The sequence below is a fragment of the Clostridium sp. genome, assembly GCF_051278035.1.
Classification (GTDB): Bacteria; Bacillota; Clostridia; order Clostridiales; family Clostridiaceae; genus Clostridium_AD.
Genome location: NZ_JBNMNU010000026.1, coordinates 1 through 17355, shown reverse-complemented (window position 1 = coordinate 17355; position 17355 = coordinate 1). Strand labels below are relative to the sequence as shown.

At 31.7% G+C, this 17355-nt stretch carries 14 protein-coding genes and 2 pseudogenes; 9 read left to right on the top strand and 7 right to left on the bottom strand.

Features of this window, described 5'->3' with window-relative positions; translation table 11 throughout:
* Positions 1-14: 14 nt before the first annotated feature.
* Both ACJAX4_RS05850 and ACJAX4_RS05845 read left to right on the top strand, forming a co-directional pair.
* Positions 15-1082, top strand: a complete 1068-nt coding sequence (locus ACJAX4_RS05850) for a DEAD/DEAH box helicase (RefSeq protein WP_435788517.1) — start codon at positions 15-17, stop codon at positions 1080-1082.
* 113 nt (positions 1083-1195) lie between these two features.
* Positions 1196-2815 (top strand): ABC-F family ATP-binding cassette domain-containing protein, encoded by a 1620-nt coding sequence (locus ACJAX4_RS05845; protein ID WP_435788516.1) that lies wholly within the window; start codon positions 1196-1198, stop codon positions 2813-2815.
* A gap of 80 nt (positions 2816-2895) precedes the next feature.
* Here ACJAX4_RS05845 and ACJAX4_RS05840 read toward each other — a convergent pair whose 3' ends face one another.
* From ACJAX4_RS05840 to ACJAX4_RS05825, 4 genes and pseudogenes are all read right to left on the bottom strand, one after another.
* Positions 2896-3114 (bottom strand): ground-like protein, encoded by a 219-nt coding sequence (locus tag ACJAX4_RS05840; protein WP_435788515.1) that lies wholly within the window; start codon positions 3112-3114, stop codon positions 2896-2898.
* Between the two features lie 210 nt (positions 3115-3324).
* Positions 3325-4068, bottom strand: a complete 744-nt coding sequence (locus ACJAX4_RS05835) for a polysaccharide deacetylase family protein (RefSeq protein ID WP_435788529.1) — start codon at positions 4066-4068, stop codon at positions 3325-3327.
* 69 nt (positions 4069-4137) lie between these two features.
* Positions 4138-4615 (bottom strand): annotated as a pseudogene (locus ACJAX4_RS05830) (DsrE/DsrF/DrsH-like family protein).
* 165 nt (positions 4616-4780) lie between these two features.
* Positions 4781-5950, bottom strand: a complete 1170-nt coding sequence (locus ACJAX4_RS05825; protein ID WP_435788514.1) for an iron-containing alcohol dehydrogenase — start codon at positions 5948-5950, stop codon at positions 4781-4783.
* Positions 5951-6869: 919 nt separating this feature from the next.
* Here ACJAX4_RS05825 and pknB point away from each other — a divergent pair.
* The 5 genes from pknB (at position 6870) to ACJAX4_RS05800 (ending at position 12646) form a co-directional block, all read left to right on the top strand.
* Complete coding sequence (gene pknB / locus ACJAX4_RS05820; RefSeq protein ID WP_435788513.1) at positions 6870-8477, top strand: Stk1 family PASTA domain-containing Ser/Thr kinase; 1608 nt, start codon at positions 6870-6872, stop codon at positions 8475-8477.
* A 129-nt stretch (positions 8478-8606) separates the two neighbouring features.
* Positions 8607-9869 carry a pyridoxal-phosphate dependent enzyme gene (locus tag ACJAX4_RS05815; protein ID WP_435788512.1) on the top strand — a complete coding sequence of 421 codons (1263 nt, stop codon included), beginning with the start codon at positions 8607-8609 and terminating at the stop codon, positions 9867-9869.
* A gap of 165 nt (positions 9870-10034) precedes the next feature.
* Positions 10035-10868, top strand: a complete 834-nt coding sequence (locus ACJAX4_RS05810) for a deoxyribonuclease IV (protein WP_435788511.1) — start codon at positions 10035-10037, stop codon at positions 10866-10868.
* A 105-nt stretch (positions 10869-10973) separates the two neighbouring features.
* Positions 10974-11237 carry a hypothetical protein gene (locus ACJAX4_RS05805; RefSeq protein ID WP_435788510.1) on the top strand — a complete coding sequence of 88 codons (264 nt, stop codon included), beginning with the start codon at positions 10974-10976 and terminating at the stop codon, positions 11235-11237.
* A gap of 152 nt (positions 11238-11389) precedes the next feature.
* Positions 11390-12646 (top strand): DNA polymerase Y family protein, encoded by a 1257-nt coding sequence (locus ACJAX4_RS05800; RefSeq protein ID WP_435788509.1) that lies wholly within the window; start codon positions 11390-11392, stop codon positions 12644-12646.
* 57 nt (positions 12647-12703) lie between these two features.
* Here the strand turns inward: ACJAX4_RS05800 and ACJAX4_RS05795 are convergent, their stop codons facing one another.
* The gene (locus tag ACJAX4_RS05795; RefSeq protein WP_435788508.1) at positions 12704-13432 is read right to left on the bottom strand and encodes a DUF421 domain-containing protein; all 729 of its coding nucleotides are present in this window, start codon (positions 13430-13432) and stop codon (positions 12704-12706) included.
* A gap of 15 nt (positions 13433-13447) precedes the next feature.
* Positions 13448-14176 carry a DUF421 domain-containing protein gene (locus tag ACJAX4_RS05790; protein ID WP_435788507.1) on the bottom strand — a complete coding sequence of 243 codons (729 nt, stop codon included), beginning with the start codon at positions 14174-14176 and terminating at the stop codon, positions 13448-13450.
* Between the two features lie 243 nt (positions 14177-14419).
* Between ACJAX4_RS05790 and ACJAX4_RS05785 the strand changes: the two genes are divergently transcribed.
* Together ACJAX4_RS05785 and ACJAX4_RS05780 are read left to right on the top strand one after the other, a co-directional pair.
* Positions 14420-15331, top strand: coding sequence for an ABC transporter ATP-binding protein (locus ACJAX4_RS05785; protein WP_435788506.1), 912 nt, complete (start codon positions 14420-14422; stop codon positions 15329-15331).
* Positions 15331-16533, top strand: a complete 1203-nt coding sequence (locus tag ACJAX4_RS05780) for an ABC transporter permease (protein WP_435788505.1) — start codon at positions 15331-15333, stop codon at positions 16531-16533. Before ACJAX4_RS05785 ends, ACJAX4_RS05780 begins: the two co-directional genes overlap by 1 nt.
* 311 nt (positions 16534-16844) lie before the next feature.
* Here the strand turns inward: ACJAX4_RS05780 and ACJAX4_RS05775 are convergent.
* A pseudogene (locus ACJAX4_RS05775) lies at positions 16845-17355 on the bottom strand (ISNCY family transposase); the annotation flags it as partial.

Here is a 17355-nt window from a genome sequence, read left to right as displayed (position 1 = left end):
AAAGAGGAGAAAACATGGATAAATTATTTAATGAACTAGGATTACAAGAAGACCTTATAGAAGGTCTAAAAAAACAAGGAATTGAAAGCCCTACTGAAATTCAAGTAAAGGCTATTCCGATGGCACTAGAAAACAAAGACATCATAGCAGAATCAGAAACAGGTACAGGTAAAACACTAGCTTACTTATTACCTATATTTCAAAAAATAGACACATCGTCAAAGGATATAGGAGCAATTATACTTGCCCCAACTCACGAGCTTGCAGTTCAAATACATAATCAGATAGAGCTCCTATCTAAGAACACAGGGGGCCTAGTGAAATCAACATGTATAATTGGTAATGTTAACATTAAAAGACAGTTAGAGGCTCTTAAGGGCAAACCACACATAGTAGTTGGATCTGCAGGAAGAATTTTAGAACTTATAACTATGAAGAAGCTGAAATCACACTTCGTTAAGACCATAGTAATAGATGAAGGCGATAGATTGATAGATGAAAATAATATTGATGGAGTAAAGGCAGTAATAAAAACTACGCTTAGAGATAGGCAGATTATGTTATTTTCAGCTACGGTATCACTTAAAGCAATAGAAATTGCTAAAACCTTAATGAATGAACCTGAGGTAATTAAGGTAGGTGACAAAAGTCATGTAAATCCTAATATAGATCACATGTATTTCCTTGTTGAGAGGAGAGATAAAATGATCCTTTTGAGAAAACTTATAAGTGCTACGAACCCAGAAAAAGCAATAATATTTATAAACAAAAGTGATGAGGTGGAAATTACAACTTCAAAGCTTAACTATCATGGATTAAAAGTAGAAGGAATTCATGGAAGCTCTGAAAAAGAGAATAGAAAAAAAGCTCTCGAGGACTTTAATTCAGGCAAAATTAGAGTAGGTAGAACAGCAAGAATGGGTAAAACAGGTGTAGCCATATCCATAGCACAAGAAAGAGAGCTTGATCTTATTAAAAACTATGAAAAAGATTTTAATATAGAAATTTTCGAAAAAGATATATACATGGGAAAAATTATAGAACCTAGGACTTATGGAAAAACATCCAAATTTAAAAAGTAATATCAAAATAAGAAAAAAAATACATTAGCCTACTGTCCATGCTTGTGATATAATGGTTGAGTAGTTTTGACTATAATGAAATTATGTAAATATACGGAGGTAGTTATAAATATATGATTAGTACAAATAATATAAGTTTAAGATATGGTGCACGTAAATTATTTGATAATGTTAATATAAAATTTATCCCAGGTAATTGTTACGGATTAATTGGTGCTAATGGTGCTGGTAAATCAACGTTTCTAAAAATATTATCTGGAGAAATTGAAGCTAATACAGGTGAAGTTTTTATTACTGCAGGAGAAAGACTGGCATTTTTAAAGCAAGACCATTTTGAATTTGATGAAAATGAAGTTATAGAAACAGTAATGATGGGTCATGTAAGACTTTATGAAATAATGAAACAAAAAGACGAATTATACGCAAAACCAGATTTTACTGATGAAGACGGTATTAAAGCATCAGTACTAGAAGGAGAATTTGCAGAACTTAACGGATGGGAAGCTGAATCTCAAGCTTCAACACTTCTAATGGGACTTGGTATAAGTGATGAGCTTCAAAGTAAAACAATGAAGGAACTAACAGGAGCAGAAAAGGTAAAGGTACTTTTAGCTCAAACGCTTTTTGGAAAGCCTGATATATTACTTCTGGATGAGCCTACAAACGGCTTAGATATTAAATCTAAAAATTGGCTTGAAAACTTTTTGATGAACTTTGACAGTACTGTTATAGTTGTTTCTCATGATAGACATTTCTTAAATAAAATATGTACTCACATTGCAGATATAGATTTTAGTAAAATTCAACTATTTGTTGGAAATTATGATTTTTGGTATGAGTCTAGTCAATTGGCTTTTCAACTAGCAAAAGATCAAAATAAGAAAAAAGAAGAAAAAATTGCTGATTTACAAAGTTTTATTGCTAGATTTAGTTCTAATGCCTCCAAAGCAAAACAGGCAACTTCTCGTAAAAAACAATTAGATAAATTGACTTTAGATGATATAAAACCTTCTTCTCGTAAATATCCTTTTCTTGGATTTAAGCCAGAAAGAGAAGCAGGAAATGATTTATTAATAGTTGAAAATCTAAGTAAAACGGTGGACGGAGTTACCATTCTTGATAATGTAACTTTTATAGTTAACAAGGGAGATAAAATTGCATTTACGGGTATAGATGAAATAGCAAAAACTACCCTATTTAAGATATTAATGGGCGAAATGGAGCAAGATGCTGGAGAATTTAAATGGGGAATTACTACAACCCAAGCTTATTTACCAAAAGATAATGCCGAATATTTTAATAATGTAGATTGTAGCTTAGTTGATTGGCTTCGTCAATTTTCAGAGGAAAAGGCAGAAAGCTTTGTTAGAGGCTTTTTAGGTAGAATGCTTTTCTCTGGAGAAGAAGCTCTTAAACAATCTAGTGTACTCTCTGGTGGAGAAAAAGTTAGATGTATGCTTTCTAGAATGATGCTTAGTAATGCTAACGTATTAATTTTGGATGAGCCAACTAACCATTTAGACTTAGAGTCCATTACTGCATTAAACAATGGATTAAATACTTATACTGGAACAATTTTGTTTGCATCACACGATCATCAGTTAGTTGATACAGTAGCAAATAGAATAATAGAAATTACACCTAAGGGAATAATGGATAAACAAATGCCTTATGATGAATTCATAGAAAATGATGAAATTCAAAAGCAACTAGATATTATGTATAAAAAATAAAATCTATGGCATATATTTAAATATAAGAGAAGCACTGCTAATATGATTCTATTAGTAGTGCTTCTTATTTTAATTAGAAGTTAAAACAAACCGAAACCACCACGTCCACAACCGCCACCGCAGTTGCCGCCGCCACCAATTCCTAAAAGTAAAAGAATGAACCAGATACCAGTACCACCACCGCCGCAACCGCCACCAATGCCACCTCCGCAACTATTGCCACAGTTGTTTCCACAGTTGGAAACAGGTCTGCTGCAACAACTATTACAACAACAATCGTTTCTATGTCTATGACTCATATAAATTACCCCCTTTTAAAAAGCAATGTTCAAATAAATACAAGATCTGTATGCTAGTCTATTTATTTGAATGTGTCTAAGTAAAAGCTATAAAATTAAACTTTTACTTAAGTACTGGGTTTACTTATAAAAGTTGTATCTGATACTATAATATATTCTGTATTTTGCTAAATGTGAATATTACTAATGATTTTTTGAAGGAAAGCTAATTTAAAATTTATAATTCGGATTAGATATTCGATTTATAAATACATCTAAATTAGCTGATCCACTTATAAATACCCTATCCAAGGTTAGAATTCCATCTGATTTATCGGACCATCTTCCAGCGGTGGCAAAAGCCATCGTATATCCTGCTTCTTTTACAGCCTTTAAGCTCTCTTTTGAATACTCTCCATAGGGATATGCAAAATACTTAATTCTTTTATTTAGCGATTTTTCTAGAAAATTTTTAGATCTCTTTAATGTTTCTAGTTGTTCGTTGTAAGATAATTCCTTGAAATTTTTATGATGGGAAGTATGGCTTTGGATATCCATTCCACTGGCCTCCATTTTTTTCAGCTGTTCTACATTCATATAATTTTTGGATTTATCGACTGCATCCGTTATAACAAAAATTGTTGCTTTAAACCCAAATTCTTTTAATATAGGAAGAGCTTCTAAATAGTTATCCACATACCCATCATCAAAAGTTAACACTACCGATTTTTCTGGAACTGGCTTATTTTTTGCGAAAAAATCGTAGGCTTCATCTAAGGTTAGTGTTACATAGCCATTGTTTTTTAAATACTTCATTTGTTTCTTGAAATTTTCTTTAGGAAGTCTTGCTGTATTTCCTGCCTCATAACCAATAGCATGATACATAAGTACTGGAATTCCCTTATCATTATGTTTGTTTTTAATATCATCTACTAAAGTTACAGCATCCGTTTTTTTGGTTAAGTATCCGGATATCGTTGATATGCAGATTAAAAGTACAATAACTATTGCAATTATTTTTCTTTTCAAATTAACACCTCATAATCATATGAATAATTGTATATCTGATTCTAAAGCATCTTTTAGATAATCAGTGGCTTCCATTATTTCGAGTTCAGGTATAAGCTCTTCTTTCTTGAAGCCCATCACAGTCATGGAAAGTTTACACCCATAAAATTTAACACCCTTTTTTCTTGCACCCTCTAAAAAATTTGAAAGAGTTGGGGTACCGTCTTTCTCCATCATAGCTTCAAGCATTTTCTTTCCCATACCACTAAAGTTCATATTTGAAAGTGGTAATTCTTCAGTACCCTTTGGGGCCATTGCACCCATTAGTTTTTCAAGAGCAGATTTATCCTCGTTAATTTTTTTAGTGGGGTCCCTTAACAAAAGCAAGCCCCAAAATGCAAAACAACATACTTACATCCATGTCTAGTTCTTTTGCTGAATTAGCTAATATGATTCCTGCTAAGGCTTTATCGTACTCTCCGCTAAATATTAATAAACTTAATTTTTTTTTCAAAGTAACACCTACCTCAATTTATTGTTATAACATTAGTCTGTGTACACAGCATAATATTTATTCTTATTCCTTTTGAGCATCGTCTAATAGTGAAATAACAAAATAATTTAATTAAAAAAAGCAGACCATATTTTTAAAATATATGTCTGCTTTTTTCTATTTTTTTTATTGAGAAAGTCTTAAAATATTGTATACATCCTTTTTGTTTAATTTTATAAAGTTACCAACTGTTGCTGTATCAGCTTTTGTAGCCTTTGAAGCCATTTCTTCTAATCTGTCATCAGTAATCCCTAGTTCTTTTAGACTAGCGGGAAGACCCAATGATTTGAAGAAGTTTTCAACACGTCTAATTCCTTCAACAGCTGTTTGTTCTGGGGACCAGAAAGAATTTTCTACATTCCAAACTCTAACAGCAAACTGAGCAAATCTATTAATATCATGGTTGTAAACATATTGCATCCAAGCAGGGAATATAACTGCAAGACCAGCTCCGTGAGCAACATCATATATGCCACTTAGCTCATGTTCAATATCATGCGAACCCCAATCACCAACTCTTCCAGTGTTAAGCAAATTGTTGTGGGCAATAGTTCCTGTCCACATGATTTCAGCCCAAGCATCATAGTTATCAGCTTGATCTAAAACAGTAGTAACATTATTTATAACTGTCTTCATTGCAGCTTCAATCAATCTGTCAGTAAGCTCAACGTTCTGCGAATTAGTAAAGTATCTTTCCATTAAATGAGCCATTATATCTGCAGATCCGCATGCCATCTGGTATTTTGGTAAGGTAAAGGCAAGTTCAGGATTGAGTATTGAAAATTTAGGATATACTAAATTAGAGTTAATAGCACGTTTATAGAATCCATCTTCATTTGTTATAACACTACCTGTACTTGATTCACTTCCGGCTGCTGGTATAGTTAGAATAGTTCCAATTGGTAAAGCCTCTTTTATACGAGCTTTCTGTAAATAGAAATCCCATACATCTCCACTATAAGGGACTCCTATGGAAATAGCTTTTGACGAATCAATAACACTTCCACCACCAATTGCCAGTATGAAATCTATTTCATTGTCTCGGCATAATTTTATACCTTCCTGCACAAGACTTAATCTTGGATTTGGTTTAACACCAGAAAGTTCAACATATGAAACACCGGCTTTTTCTAGGGAAGCTACGACTCTATCATAAAGTCCAGTGGTCTTTATAGTGCCACCGCCATAATGAAGAAGGACCTTCTTGCTATATTTCTTTACTTCTTTTCCTACCTGATTTTCAGCGTCTTTACCAAAGATGATTTTCGTTGGATTTTGAAAAGTAAAATTATCCATAATATTATTCCTCCTAAAATTTTTATTGGATTTTAATTGCTATGTTTATTTTTAAAATCATGAAGTTATATAATTATATAATACACCTACAATTGTAACATAACCCAGATACTATGAAAAGTCTCTATAGATAAGTCGGTATAGAGAAGTGCTAGGGGTGGGAATCCTCTTAATAATAGGTGACTAGAGGGCTTGGTGAATTGTTAGAATAATACAACGATTATTTATTATATTAAACAATAATATCTATTGACAAGGTCAAAATAACTTAGTATAATAAAGGTACACAAAGAAGAAAGCTTTCAATTCAGAGTGTAAGGAAAAAATCTTTAAAAAGAAGGGGTGTGGCCGCAAAATCAAAAATATAAATAAATTTCCTAATGTATGCGAAAGTGTGGTGGTTACATCGAAGAAAAAGAATTAAAGTAGATCTTTAGTTTAAACATCATTTTCAAATTGTTGAAAAAGTATAAACAAAAACCCCAATTCATAGGTAGTGGAATAAAGATCATGATTCAAACTGGAATAGTTGAGTTAAGCCATTACTAAGTATTAAAAAAGTGTTATGAAACAAAAAAATGCAAATAACCCGTACCAGATTAAAATTTATGAGTTTAATATTAAAAATGTTAAAACAATACTATTTTTGAACGGGAAGTTGGTAAGGAGATTATTATTGAAAGAAAATTTAATAAAGGATAGAAGCTAATTCCATGCAGATTAACTAATGGGAATTAGCTTCTATTTTTTTGTGATAGTGAAGAAATAATTCGATTAAGAAATTATAGTTTTATGATAAAAATGTAGGTTAATCAAATTTTGAAGATATGTTTAAATAAGGCTGGAACTTAATGTTTCGGCTTTCATATTGCTCTAATATGTTATAATGTTGGGGTCACTGTTTTTAAGGAGGTCAAGTATGATAGGAAAATTACTTTTAAATAGGTATGAGTTATTAGAAAAAATTGGTGAAGGTGGTATGGGAATTGTTTATAAGGCAAAGTGCCATTTATTAAATAGAATTGTAGCTGTAAAGATATTAAAGACAGAATTTTGCAAGGACGAAGAATTTGTTGCAAGGTTTAAAAGGGAGGCTACGTCAGCCGCAAGATTATCTCATCCCAATATAGTTAATGTTCATGATGTTGGTGAGGATAATAATGTTAATTTTATAGTTATGGAATATATTAATGGAAAAACATTAAAACAAATAATAAAGGCCAGTGGTAGAATTAGCTCTCAAAGAACTGTAGAAATAGCCCTACAGACAATAAGAGCGCTAGATTGTGCGCATAAAAACAATATAATTCATAGAGATATAAAACCGGATAATATTTTGATAACTGAGGATAATATAGTTAAGGTAGCTGATTTTGGAATTGCAAAAGTTGTAGATTCAAGAACCGTAACGAATTCCAATAAAGTTATTGGAACTGCGCATTATTTTTCTCCGGAACAAGCAAAAGGTAACTTCGTGGATGGTAGAACAGACATATACTCATTAGGAATTGTTATGTATGAAATGATTACAGGGAGAGTACCTTATAATGCGGAAAGTTGTATTACAATAGCTATGATGCATATTCAGGAACCTGTTATTCCGCCAATAGAAATCATTGCAGATATACCTGGGAATGTAAATGGAGTAATTCTAAAAGCAATGGAAAAAGAACCTATGAATAGATACCAAGACGCTAAAAAAATGGCGGAGATTTTAAGTGAAATTAAGAAAAATCCATATTTTAAGTTAGATTCAGATAACATTCCAAGCGATGCTACAAAGATTATGAGCCCAGTAGTAGCAGGCAATATAGCGAATGATTTCACAACGTTTATGAGCCAGGATGCAAGTTATGAGAATCCAGCAAACGAAAAAAACGAAATGGTAGCATCAACAAATGAGGTTCCTAGTAACAAAAAAAAGATTATGATAATTGTTGCAACAATTATTTTAGCTATGATTATTGGAGTTTTAGCAAAAGGTGTTATCAAAGGAAATTCTAATGATGCGCAAACGACAATTGCAAAGGAAACTACTCCAAAAGAAAGCGAAAAAGAACCAGAAGTAAGTGAGAAAGTTCCTGAAATTGAAAAAAAATTTGTGCCTTCGGTTATTGGAAGTACAGAAGGAATTGCAAAGCAGACTATAGTTAATAATGGGTTTTTACCTGGTGATATTTTAAATGACTATAGTGATAGTGTGTCTAAGGGGTTAATTATTAGTCAAACACCTAGTGTAAATACATCATGTGAAGAAGGTGCAAAAATTGATTTAGTTGTAAGTCAAGGTAAAAAAATTGAGCAGGTTGCTGTGCCGGATTTAAAGGATGAATCCTTAGATGATGCTAAACATATTCTAGAGGGCCTTAAGTTAGAGATGGGAGAGCAAACCGCTGTAAAGGTAAAGGCAAAAGGTAAGGATAAACATTCTAAAGATAAGGAAGAGAAAATATTCAAGCAGGATAGCGAACCTGATACACTTGTAGATATAGGAACAAAAATAAATGTTTCTTATTATAAAAGTTAAAAAGATGGGAAAAGTATTTTGTGTTAAACTTAAAGAACACTTTGAGATTTTAAAGTTTTACCTTAAACTTGACAAAAATCTCATAAAATGCTAAAATGATGTATTATAATATATAGTAGGAGGTGCTTTATGAATAATGTGTTAATAGAGAAGAGAGTTGGAAGAACACCTTTAATAAGGGCTAAAAATTTAGAGGAAAAACTAGGTGTTAAGAATATTTATTTGAAATTAGAAGGGAATAACCCTTCAGGCTATCGTATTGATAGATTAACTTACATATTAATAAAAGATGCTCTAAGAGTTAATAGAAGTACAATTTGCCTAAGTATTGGTGCAAATTTTGCAAGATCAATTGCATTCTTATCTCAATTCTATGATATGACGTGTGTTTTTGTAGTACCAGACAAGAATGAATATAAGGATATTGAACTATTTAATAAAGATAATATCAAATTTATCGAATATGATGGAACATCAGATGAGCGTGTTGAACATGTTATTGAATTATGCAAAAAAAACAATTGGTATAACGCTAATCCAGGAATGAATAATTCAATGATAAGCAGTATAGCATTTTCAAGAATTGCAGATGAATTGCATACGAAAGTAAAGGGAGAAATTGATACTGTATTTGTACAATCAAGATATGGTTATTCTTTAGAAGGACTTGATTTAGGATTTAGACAATTATGGGTTAAAAATGAGATTGAAAAGATTCCAACTTTAAATAGTTGTTCAAAAGATACAGATGATGAATTGGTTAATGATGTAGTTGGTAAGGTTATAGATATAACAGAAGAAGAATTAAAACATTATGTTTCTGAATTTGAAAAAATTGAAAATATTAAGTTGACTGTTGCAAATGGATATTCGATTGCAGGATTCATGAAACAAGTTGAAGAAAAAAAATTACCTAAGGGTAATCATGTTATATTATTGAATGATGGTAAGATAGACATAGATGTAAGAAGAGCTACAAAAGAGGAATGTTTAGATGACAATAATATCATAGCTTTGGTACATGATTGGCTTAATGAATTTACAGATCCAATTTGTGAAATAGAAGAAGCTTATAAAAATGCAGTAGAAAAAGGATTTGTTATTACAGCTGTTTATGACGGTGAAATATGCGGCATAGGAATTGTTGTTAATTTTGGATTTGAACATTTTGCGACAAGATATCATTTAGCATATATTGCTACTGTTGATCATATAGAAGGTAGTGGAATAGCAACTATGATACTAAATGAAGCAGTAGAGTTATCAGAAGGAAATATATCTCTTCATGTTGAACGAAATAATCTTGGGGCGATTAAATTATATGAAAAAATGGGATTTGAAGATCATTATTCAAGAATGATTCACTTAACTAAAGGTGATTCACTTAACTAAAAATGATTAACTAAACATAAGAGCCTTGATAAATTTAAATTTTATCAAGGCTCTTTTAAATTATTATAGGTTATATTTATTTAAATAAGGTGTTTTTTAATGATTAAATCCCAATAATAATAAAATACAAATATAAAAATATAGTAGTTCACTGGAGGAATAATTATGTTAAATATAGGTTGCCACTTATCAGTATCAAAAGGGTATAAAGCAATGGGATTAGATGCTCTTACAATAGGTGCAAATACATTTCAGTTTTTTACTCGTAATCCTAGGGGTAGTAAGGCAAAAGCGATTGATCCGAATGACGCACAGAATTTATTAGAATTACTAAAAGAAAATAATTTTGCTAAAATACTTGCTCATGCTCCATATACGTTAAATGCTTGTTCAGCAGATGAGCGTACAAGAGAATTTACAATTGAAGTTATAGCGGATGATTTAGAGAGAATGGAATACTTTCCAAATAATTTTTATAATTTTCACCCAGGTAGTCATGTAAAACAAGGAGCGAAGATAGGCATCGAATATATTATAAATATGCTTAATACTATACTAAAACCAGAACAAACCACCACAGTGCTACTTGAAACAATGTCGGGTAAAGGAACGGAAATAGGGAGAAGCTTTCAAGAATTAAAGCAAATTCTTGATGGAGTTATCCTTTCTGAAAAAATGGGTGTATGCTTAGATACTTGTCATATTTATGATGCTGGTTATGATATTGTTAACGATTTAGATGGAGTCTTAGAGGGATTTGATAGAGTAATTGGTCTTGATAAGCTATATGCAGTTCACTTAAATGATAGCAAAAATCCATTTGAAAGTCATAAAGACCGCCATGAAACAATCGGTGAGGGTTCTATTGGAAAAGAAGCGATCTTTAAAATTATTAATCATCCCAAATTACGTCATTTGCCATTTTTTTTAGAAACTCCAAATGAATTACCTGGTCATGCTGCAGAAATCAAAATGCTAAGAGAAGCATATATTGAATAATAAAAATATTTCCGAAACTACTTCTAAAAGTTAATAAAATAGTATATAATAATTACGAACATATGTTCTTGTAATAGGACATGAAAATAGGGGGCATGGTTTGTAATGAAAATTGTAGCAAGACCAATTGAGGTAGTTTCTTATACAGATGATAAAGGATCTATAAGGCCAATTAGATTTAGAATGCAAATAGATGATGAACCTATGCAAGTTATTAAAGTAGATAAGATTCTGGTTAAGGATACGGAGAAACTTGCAGGTAATATTATGTTTGTCTATAAGTGTCAAAGTTTAATTGATGATGTTATGAAGAGATTCGAAATTAAATATGAGTTAAGTACCTGCAAATGGATGTTGTACAAAATTTAACTAGTAAAAGCTTATTTCATGAATTTAATGGATAAGCTTTTTTTATTATAAAATTATTTTTAAAACTACTTATAAAAAGCAGAAAAGTGTTATATAATAGTAATACGCGAACATATGTTCTGGAGTTGGAATTAATAAAGAGGGTGAGTTATATGAGTAAATTAATTTTTCATATTGATGCGAATAGTGCTTATTTATCCTGGGAGGCTACTTATAGACTTCAACAGGGGGAGCGATTAGACTTAAGAGAAATCCCATCTGTAGTGGGTGGAGATGAAGAAAGTAGGCACGGTATTGTTTTAGCAAAATCAATACCTGCTAAAAAATTTAATATCAAGACAGGGGAAACACTATATAATGCCAGGGCAAAATGCCCAACTATAGTAATAGTACCACCGAGGTACTGGCTTTACATGAAATGCAGCTTAGCTATGAATCAAATATTTCAGGAGTATACTCCACAAATTCAGAGATTCAGTGTAGATGAAAGCTTTCTAGATTTTTCTAATATGGAGCATTTATATCCAGACTATATGAAACTGGCTGAAAATATAAAAGACAGGATAAAGACTGAACTTGGATTTACAGTTAATATAGGAATATCAAATAATAAACTACTTGCGAAAGTAGCTTCTGATTTTAAGAAGCCTGATATGATACATACTTTATTTCCTTATGAAATAAAACAAAAGATGTGGCCATTACCAGTAGAAGATTTATTTATGGTTGGTAGAGCAACTGCACCCAAATTGCATAGCTTAAATATCAATACTATTGGAGAACTCGCTAATTATAATTTAGAAATTTTGAAGAATAAATTAAAGAGCCATGGTCAACTAATTTGGAATTATGCTAATGGAATTGAATTTTCAGAGGTTAGAAAGAGTAATTATATTGAAATGAAGGGTATAGGAAATTCTACAACAATACCTTTTGATGTTGAAGATAGTGATACGGCTCATAAGGTACTTTTATCCTTGTGTGAAACAGTATCTATGCGTTTAAGGTATTCACGTAACTGCTGCACTGTAGTAAGTATAAGTGTCAGAGGTAGTGATATGATATTCTATTCTCGGCAGAAGAAATTAATAGTAGCTACTGATTCTACTCGTAAAATACATGAAATAGCTTGCTATCTATTTGATAATGTTTGGAAGGGCAATCCAATAAGGCACTTGGGGGTTCATATCACTGACTTTTGTGGCAATGATTTTTATCAGTCTTCTTTACTTGATACTTTTGATTATGAGAAAGATAACAAGTTAAATAAAATAATAGATGAAATTAGGCTAAAGTACGGCTCTAAAGCTATTAGTAGATCTTGTTTTCTACATTCAGGTTTAAGTAGCATGTGTGGTGGAATGGCAGAGGGCGAGGAAGAATACCCAGTAATGAGCGCAATGATTTAAGGAGGTTAGTAATAAATTAAGTTTTTAAGACTTTACCTTGTTTTAATTAGGTATACATTAATGATATATAGGCAATATATCATCCTTTTCCTCCATAAAGCTCCTTAATGAAACGTGAAGCTCATTTTTAGTGTTCACGGAAGCATAGAATATTTCTGACACGCTTTTAACACCTAGATTAGTTAATTGATGTTTAAGCCAATATTCAGAAAGATTAAGTTTTTTTAATACACCATTGTACACAACCCCATCCATTATAACTGTATATGAGAAGGAAGAGGTGTACTTGGATAGGTTTAAATCCTCAATAGTTATTTCAGTTTTGGTTACCTTTTTTAATACTGATATGTTTCCAGTTGGCTCTATAATTCCTAAGTGAACATCGCTTATATCAAAAATATCCTTTTCCCTAAGCATCTGAAGAACGTTATCAATGGAATATATTATGCTGCTGAGATTCTTTACTATGAATTTACCAGCCTGTATAACAATAGTAGGGTCAAAGGTAATTAGGTGACCAAATTTTCTGTATTTTATTTTAAGTTTTGACACAATTCTATGAAGAATTCCAATTAGTATAATGGCCACTGCAGTATGTATGTGAGGTATTTCTGGATCTGCTATATCGGCACCAACTACGGCGCCTAATATGATAATAACTAAGAAATCAAAAACCGGAAGCTCTGCTATAGAACGTTTCCCCATATATAATGTTATAATGAGCATAAGAGGTATGATGGTAATAATTCTTCCGAACAGTACAATAAACTCTTTGATTAAATCCACGAAATCATCCTCCTTCTAGTGGTATATAGGTATAGTGTTTTCATTATCATTCATAAAGCTCTTTAATGAAACATGTAACTCATTATTAGTATTAATAGACGCAAAGAATACCTCCTCAGTGGTTTTAATGTTAAGACTCATTAACTGCTGTTTTAGCCAATCCAAGGGTAAATCTAGCTTTATTAAAATATCAGAATGAATTTTTCCATCTACTATTAGAGGGTAGGATAGAGAAGGAGTATTTTTTGTTAAATTCATATCCTCTAGAGTAACAACTGCTTTACTGTCTATTTTTAATAAGGATAAATTGCCAGTTGCTTCTATAATTCCTAAATGTATATCATTAATATCAAATACATCCTTTTCCCTTAACATTGAAAGAACGTTATCTATTGAATACCTCAGTTTTTTTAGGTTTTTAACAATAAACTGACCATCTTGAATCACTATACTTGGCTCAAAAGTTATGAGATGCCCTAATTTTCTGTGCTTAATTATTGCTTTTGACACTATTATTTGCAAAAGTCCAATTAATATTATAGCCACTGCAGTATGAATATGAGGAACATTAGGGTCAGCTATATCAGCACCTACAACTGATCCTAAAGTTAGTATTACCAAAAAATCAAAAACAGGAATTTCACCAATTGAGCGCTTTCCCATGTATAAAGCTACAAACAGCATTAAAGGTAAAATGGTGAGTAATCTTCCGGTTACAACTAATAGGTCCTTAACTAAATCCATATGATTGCATCTCCTTTAAAAATTCATAAGTTATTTTAATGTACCCTTTTTAAATAAAATATAACCCAAAATTCTATTTAAATGTTAATTCAATAAGACACCTAGGGGTTAAGAGATTATTAAGAATTTATTACAAATCTTAAGATTTCATTACAAATCGCACATTTCATTGATATGTAGAAATTTATAGTATAAGATTAATCTGCTTGAGGTTTTAAAACAAAGAGTTAAGGGGTGAATATAGTGAATGTATTAGAAGTGAAAGATGTGTACAAACATTTAGGTAAAAGTGAAATTATTAAGGGTATTAGTTTTTCTGTAAAAGAAGGAGAGATATTCGGATTTCTTGGGCCAAATGGAGCAGGTAAAACAACTACGATTAGAATGATGGTAGGCCTAATATCTGCAAACAGTGGAACTATAACAGTTATGGGGCACGAAATAGGTAGCGAAAGAGAAAAAGCGTTAAAAAACATAGGAGCTGTAGTAGAAAATCCGGAATTATATACATATTTAACTGGAAGGCAAAACTTAATGCAGATTGCAGCTATAAGAAGGATCCCTAAAAGTGATGTAGAAGAAGTAATTGGACTTGTTAATTTAAAGGATAGAATAGATGATAAGGTTAAAAAATATTCTCTTGGCATGAAGCAGAGATTAGGTCTTGCAGCAGCTCTGATTGCAAAACCCAAATTACTTATTTTAGATGAACCTACAAATGGTCTTGACCCAACAGGAATAATGGATTTTAGAGATATAGTTAAAAAGGCTGCCAGGGAACTTAAAACAGCAGTATTTATATCTTCTCACATGCTAAGTGAGGTTCAGCAACTCTGTGATACAGTTGCTTTCATAAATGGTGGATTAATAAAATCAATAGAGAGTATAACTGGAGGAGATATAAAGCAGGAAAATGATACCGTAGTAGTCGTTACTAAGGAAATTGAAAAATGTGAAAAAATATTAAAAACTTTAGCTTTTGTTCATGAAACTCATAGAGATGAAAACTCATTAGTGGTAGAGCTTGACGAAAATTCAACTCCAGAATTAATTTTTTCCTTGGCAGAAAATAAGATTCGAGTAATGGAAGTATGTAAAAAACATAAGGGGCTTGAGCAAAGGTACATGGAGCTTGTTGAGGGGGGCATGAGATAATGATATTTATACTTATTTCAAATGAAGTAAAAAAGCTTATGAGAAGAAAAAAGACAGTTATTATATTTGCAGCTTTTATATTATTAACTGTTGCTATAGGATATGGATCCTACAGAGAAAATTTAAACCAAAAGCAATGGAACAGTCCTGAATTTAGAAAGCAAAACATAGAAGATTCTATAAAATACAGGAAACAAGATTTGGAAAATCCTAATACAACAGATGCAGATAAGAAATATGGCGAACAGGAAATTGCCAATATGGAAGCGGAATTATCGCAAATTAAACTTGAGCTAAGTGGTAAACCTGTGGACTGGAAAGTACAGTTAAAGGATAAGATAGATAGTACAGAAAAAACTTTGAATGACAAAGATTCTGGGCTAGCATCCAACGATAAAGATAGAATGAAATTAGAATTACAGCAGTCTCAATATTTATATGAAAATAATATAGAACCTGAAAGTAGAAGTACATTTGATGCATTTAGCTTTATTAAAACACTATTTATGGTTCTAGGAACTATTTTTATAGCTGTTGGGGTAATGGTGTTTACTGGAGATATAGTTTCAGGAGAATTTACGCCACCTACTATGAAAATATTGCTTACTCAACCGGTTTCAAGGGCTAAAGTATTAGCTTCTAAGTTTATTGCAGTAGCAGGGGTGGCTATCATATTAATACTAGTTGTAGAGATTTTAGCATTTTTAATAATGGGACTGATATTTGGTTTTGGAAACCCAAACTACCCAATAATAGCAGGAACAATTTATAAATGGAATATGGCTCAGAGCGCTTATGGCGGACACCCTTTAGTAGCAGTGGCAGGTTCTTCTTATATAATTTCTACTGGTGCATTTGTACTTAAAATGTTCTTACTTCAAACATTATTTATAATAACCTGTGTATCGGTTGCTTTTATGCTATCTTCAATAGTAAAGAGCAGTATGGTTTCTGTAAGTGTAAGTATAGTTATTGTAGTTGCGTTCACTATATTACTACAAATGCCAGCGCTTGCAAAGTTCGCACAATATATATTTACCTCCTATGGAACAGTAGGGCAAATTATTACCGGTGATGTTGTAATGAGCTATAACAACCCTCATTTAACTACGTCATTTGGAGTAGGTACTTTAATAGTTACCTCTATAGTTTGCTATTTAATATCTCATATAGTATTTACAAGAAAAGATATTTTAATATAAAAACCATTTAAGGAGAGCTCGTGTACTTTACCATGACTAAAGTCATGGGCTTTTTTTATATTTATTTATACGCTAACAGTTCCTAATTACAGTACAGTGGAAACTAGCCACAGTATTCCAAAGTTGTTATAACCTGTCAACCATTTTTGAAAATGTCCCTAAATAAGTGAAACATTAGCACCAGCAAGTTGCTGGTGCTTTATTTTTTAAAAAGCGTGATTTGGGGTGAATTTAATAGACCTAGTTCATGCTATACTTTTTTTAAAGAAGCATTCATTAGATTCTATCAATGTATTTAGGGTGATTAAATATTAACCAGTCTTGGTTGATCTATGAGTTTGCTTGTCCAAGTATGCTTGAAATGATGCATGTTTCCAAGGATGACTCATAGGTGGCACGTAATTTTTGCGTTTTACTGGATTATCTTTTGGAAAATCAAAGTTCTTTGAAGTAGCTTTGTGGTCTGGTATTACTTCTAACCCATATATTTTATTTTCTATACTAACGTAAAATTCATCATCAAAAGCTTTAATAACCAAAGCGGATGTACCTTTTCTAAAATATGTAGGATTGTTATCACTATCAATAGGTTTATAGTATTTGGATTCAAAGCGTACGCAATGTCCACAATCAACCTTTCGGTCGGCTAAAACGGCAAGAGTTAAATTAATTTTTTCACCCGTAGGTTGTGTTTCAAATACAGATTTGGTATTATTGATATCAAGAGCAAACTTAGCATTGAATTTTTTTACGTAGTGGTTTAAGAATACATTTGCTAGCTCTATTGTTGTTATGCCTGCTAGCTCTATTGTTGTTATGCCT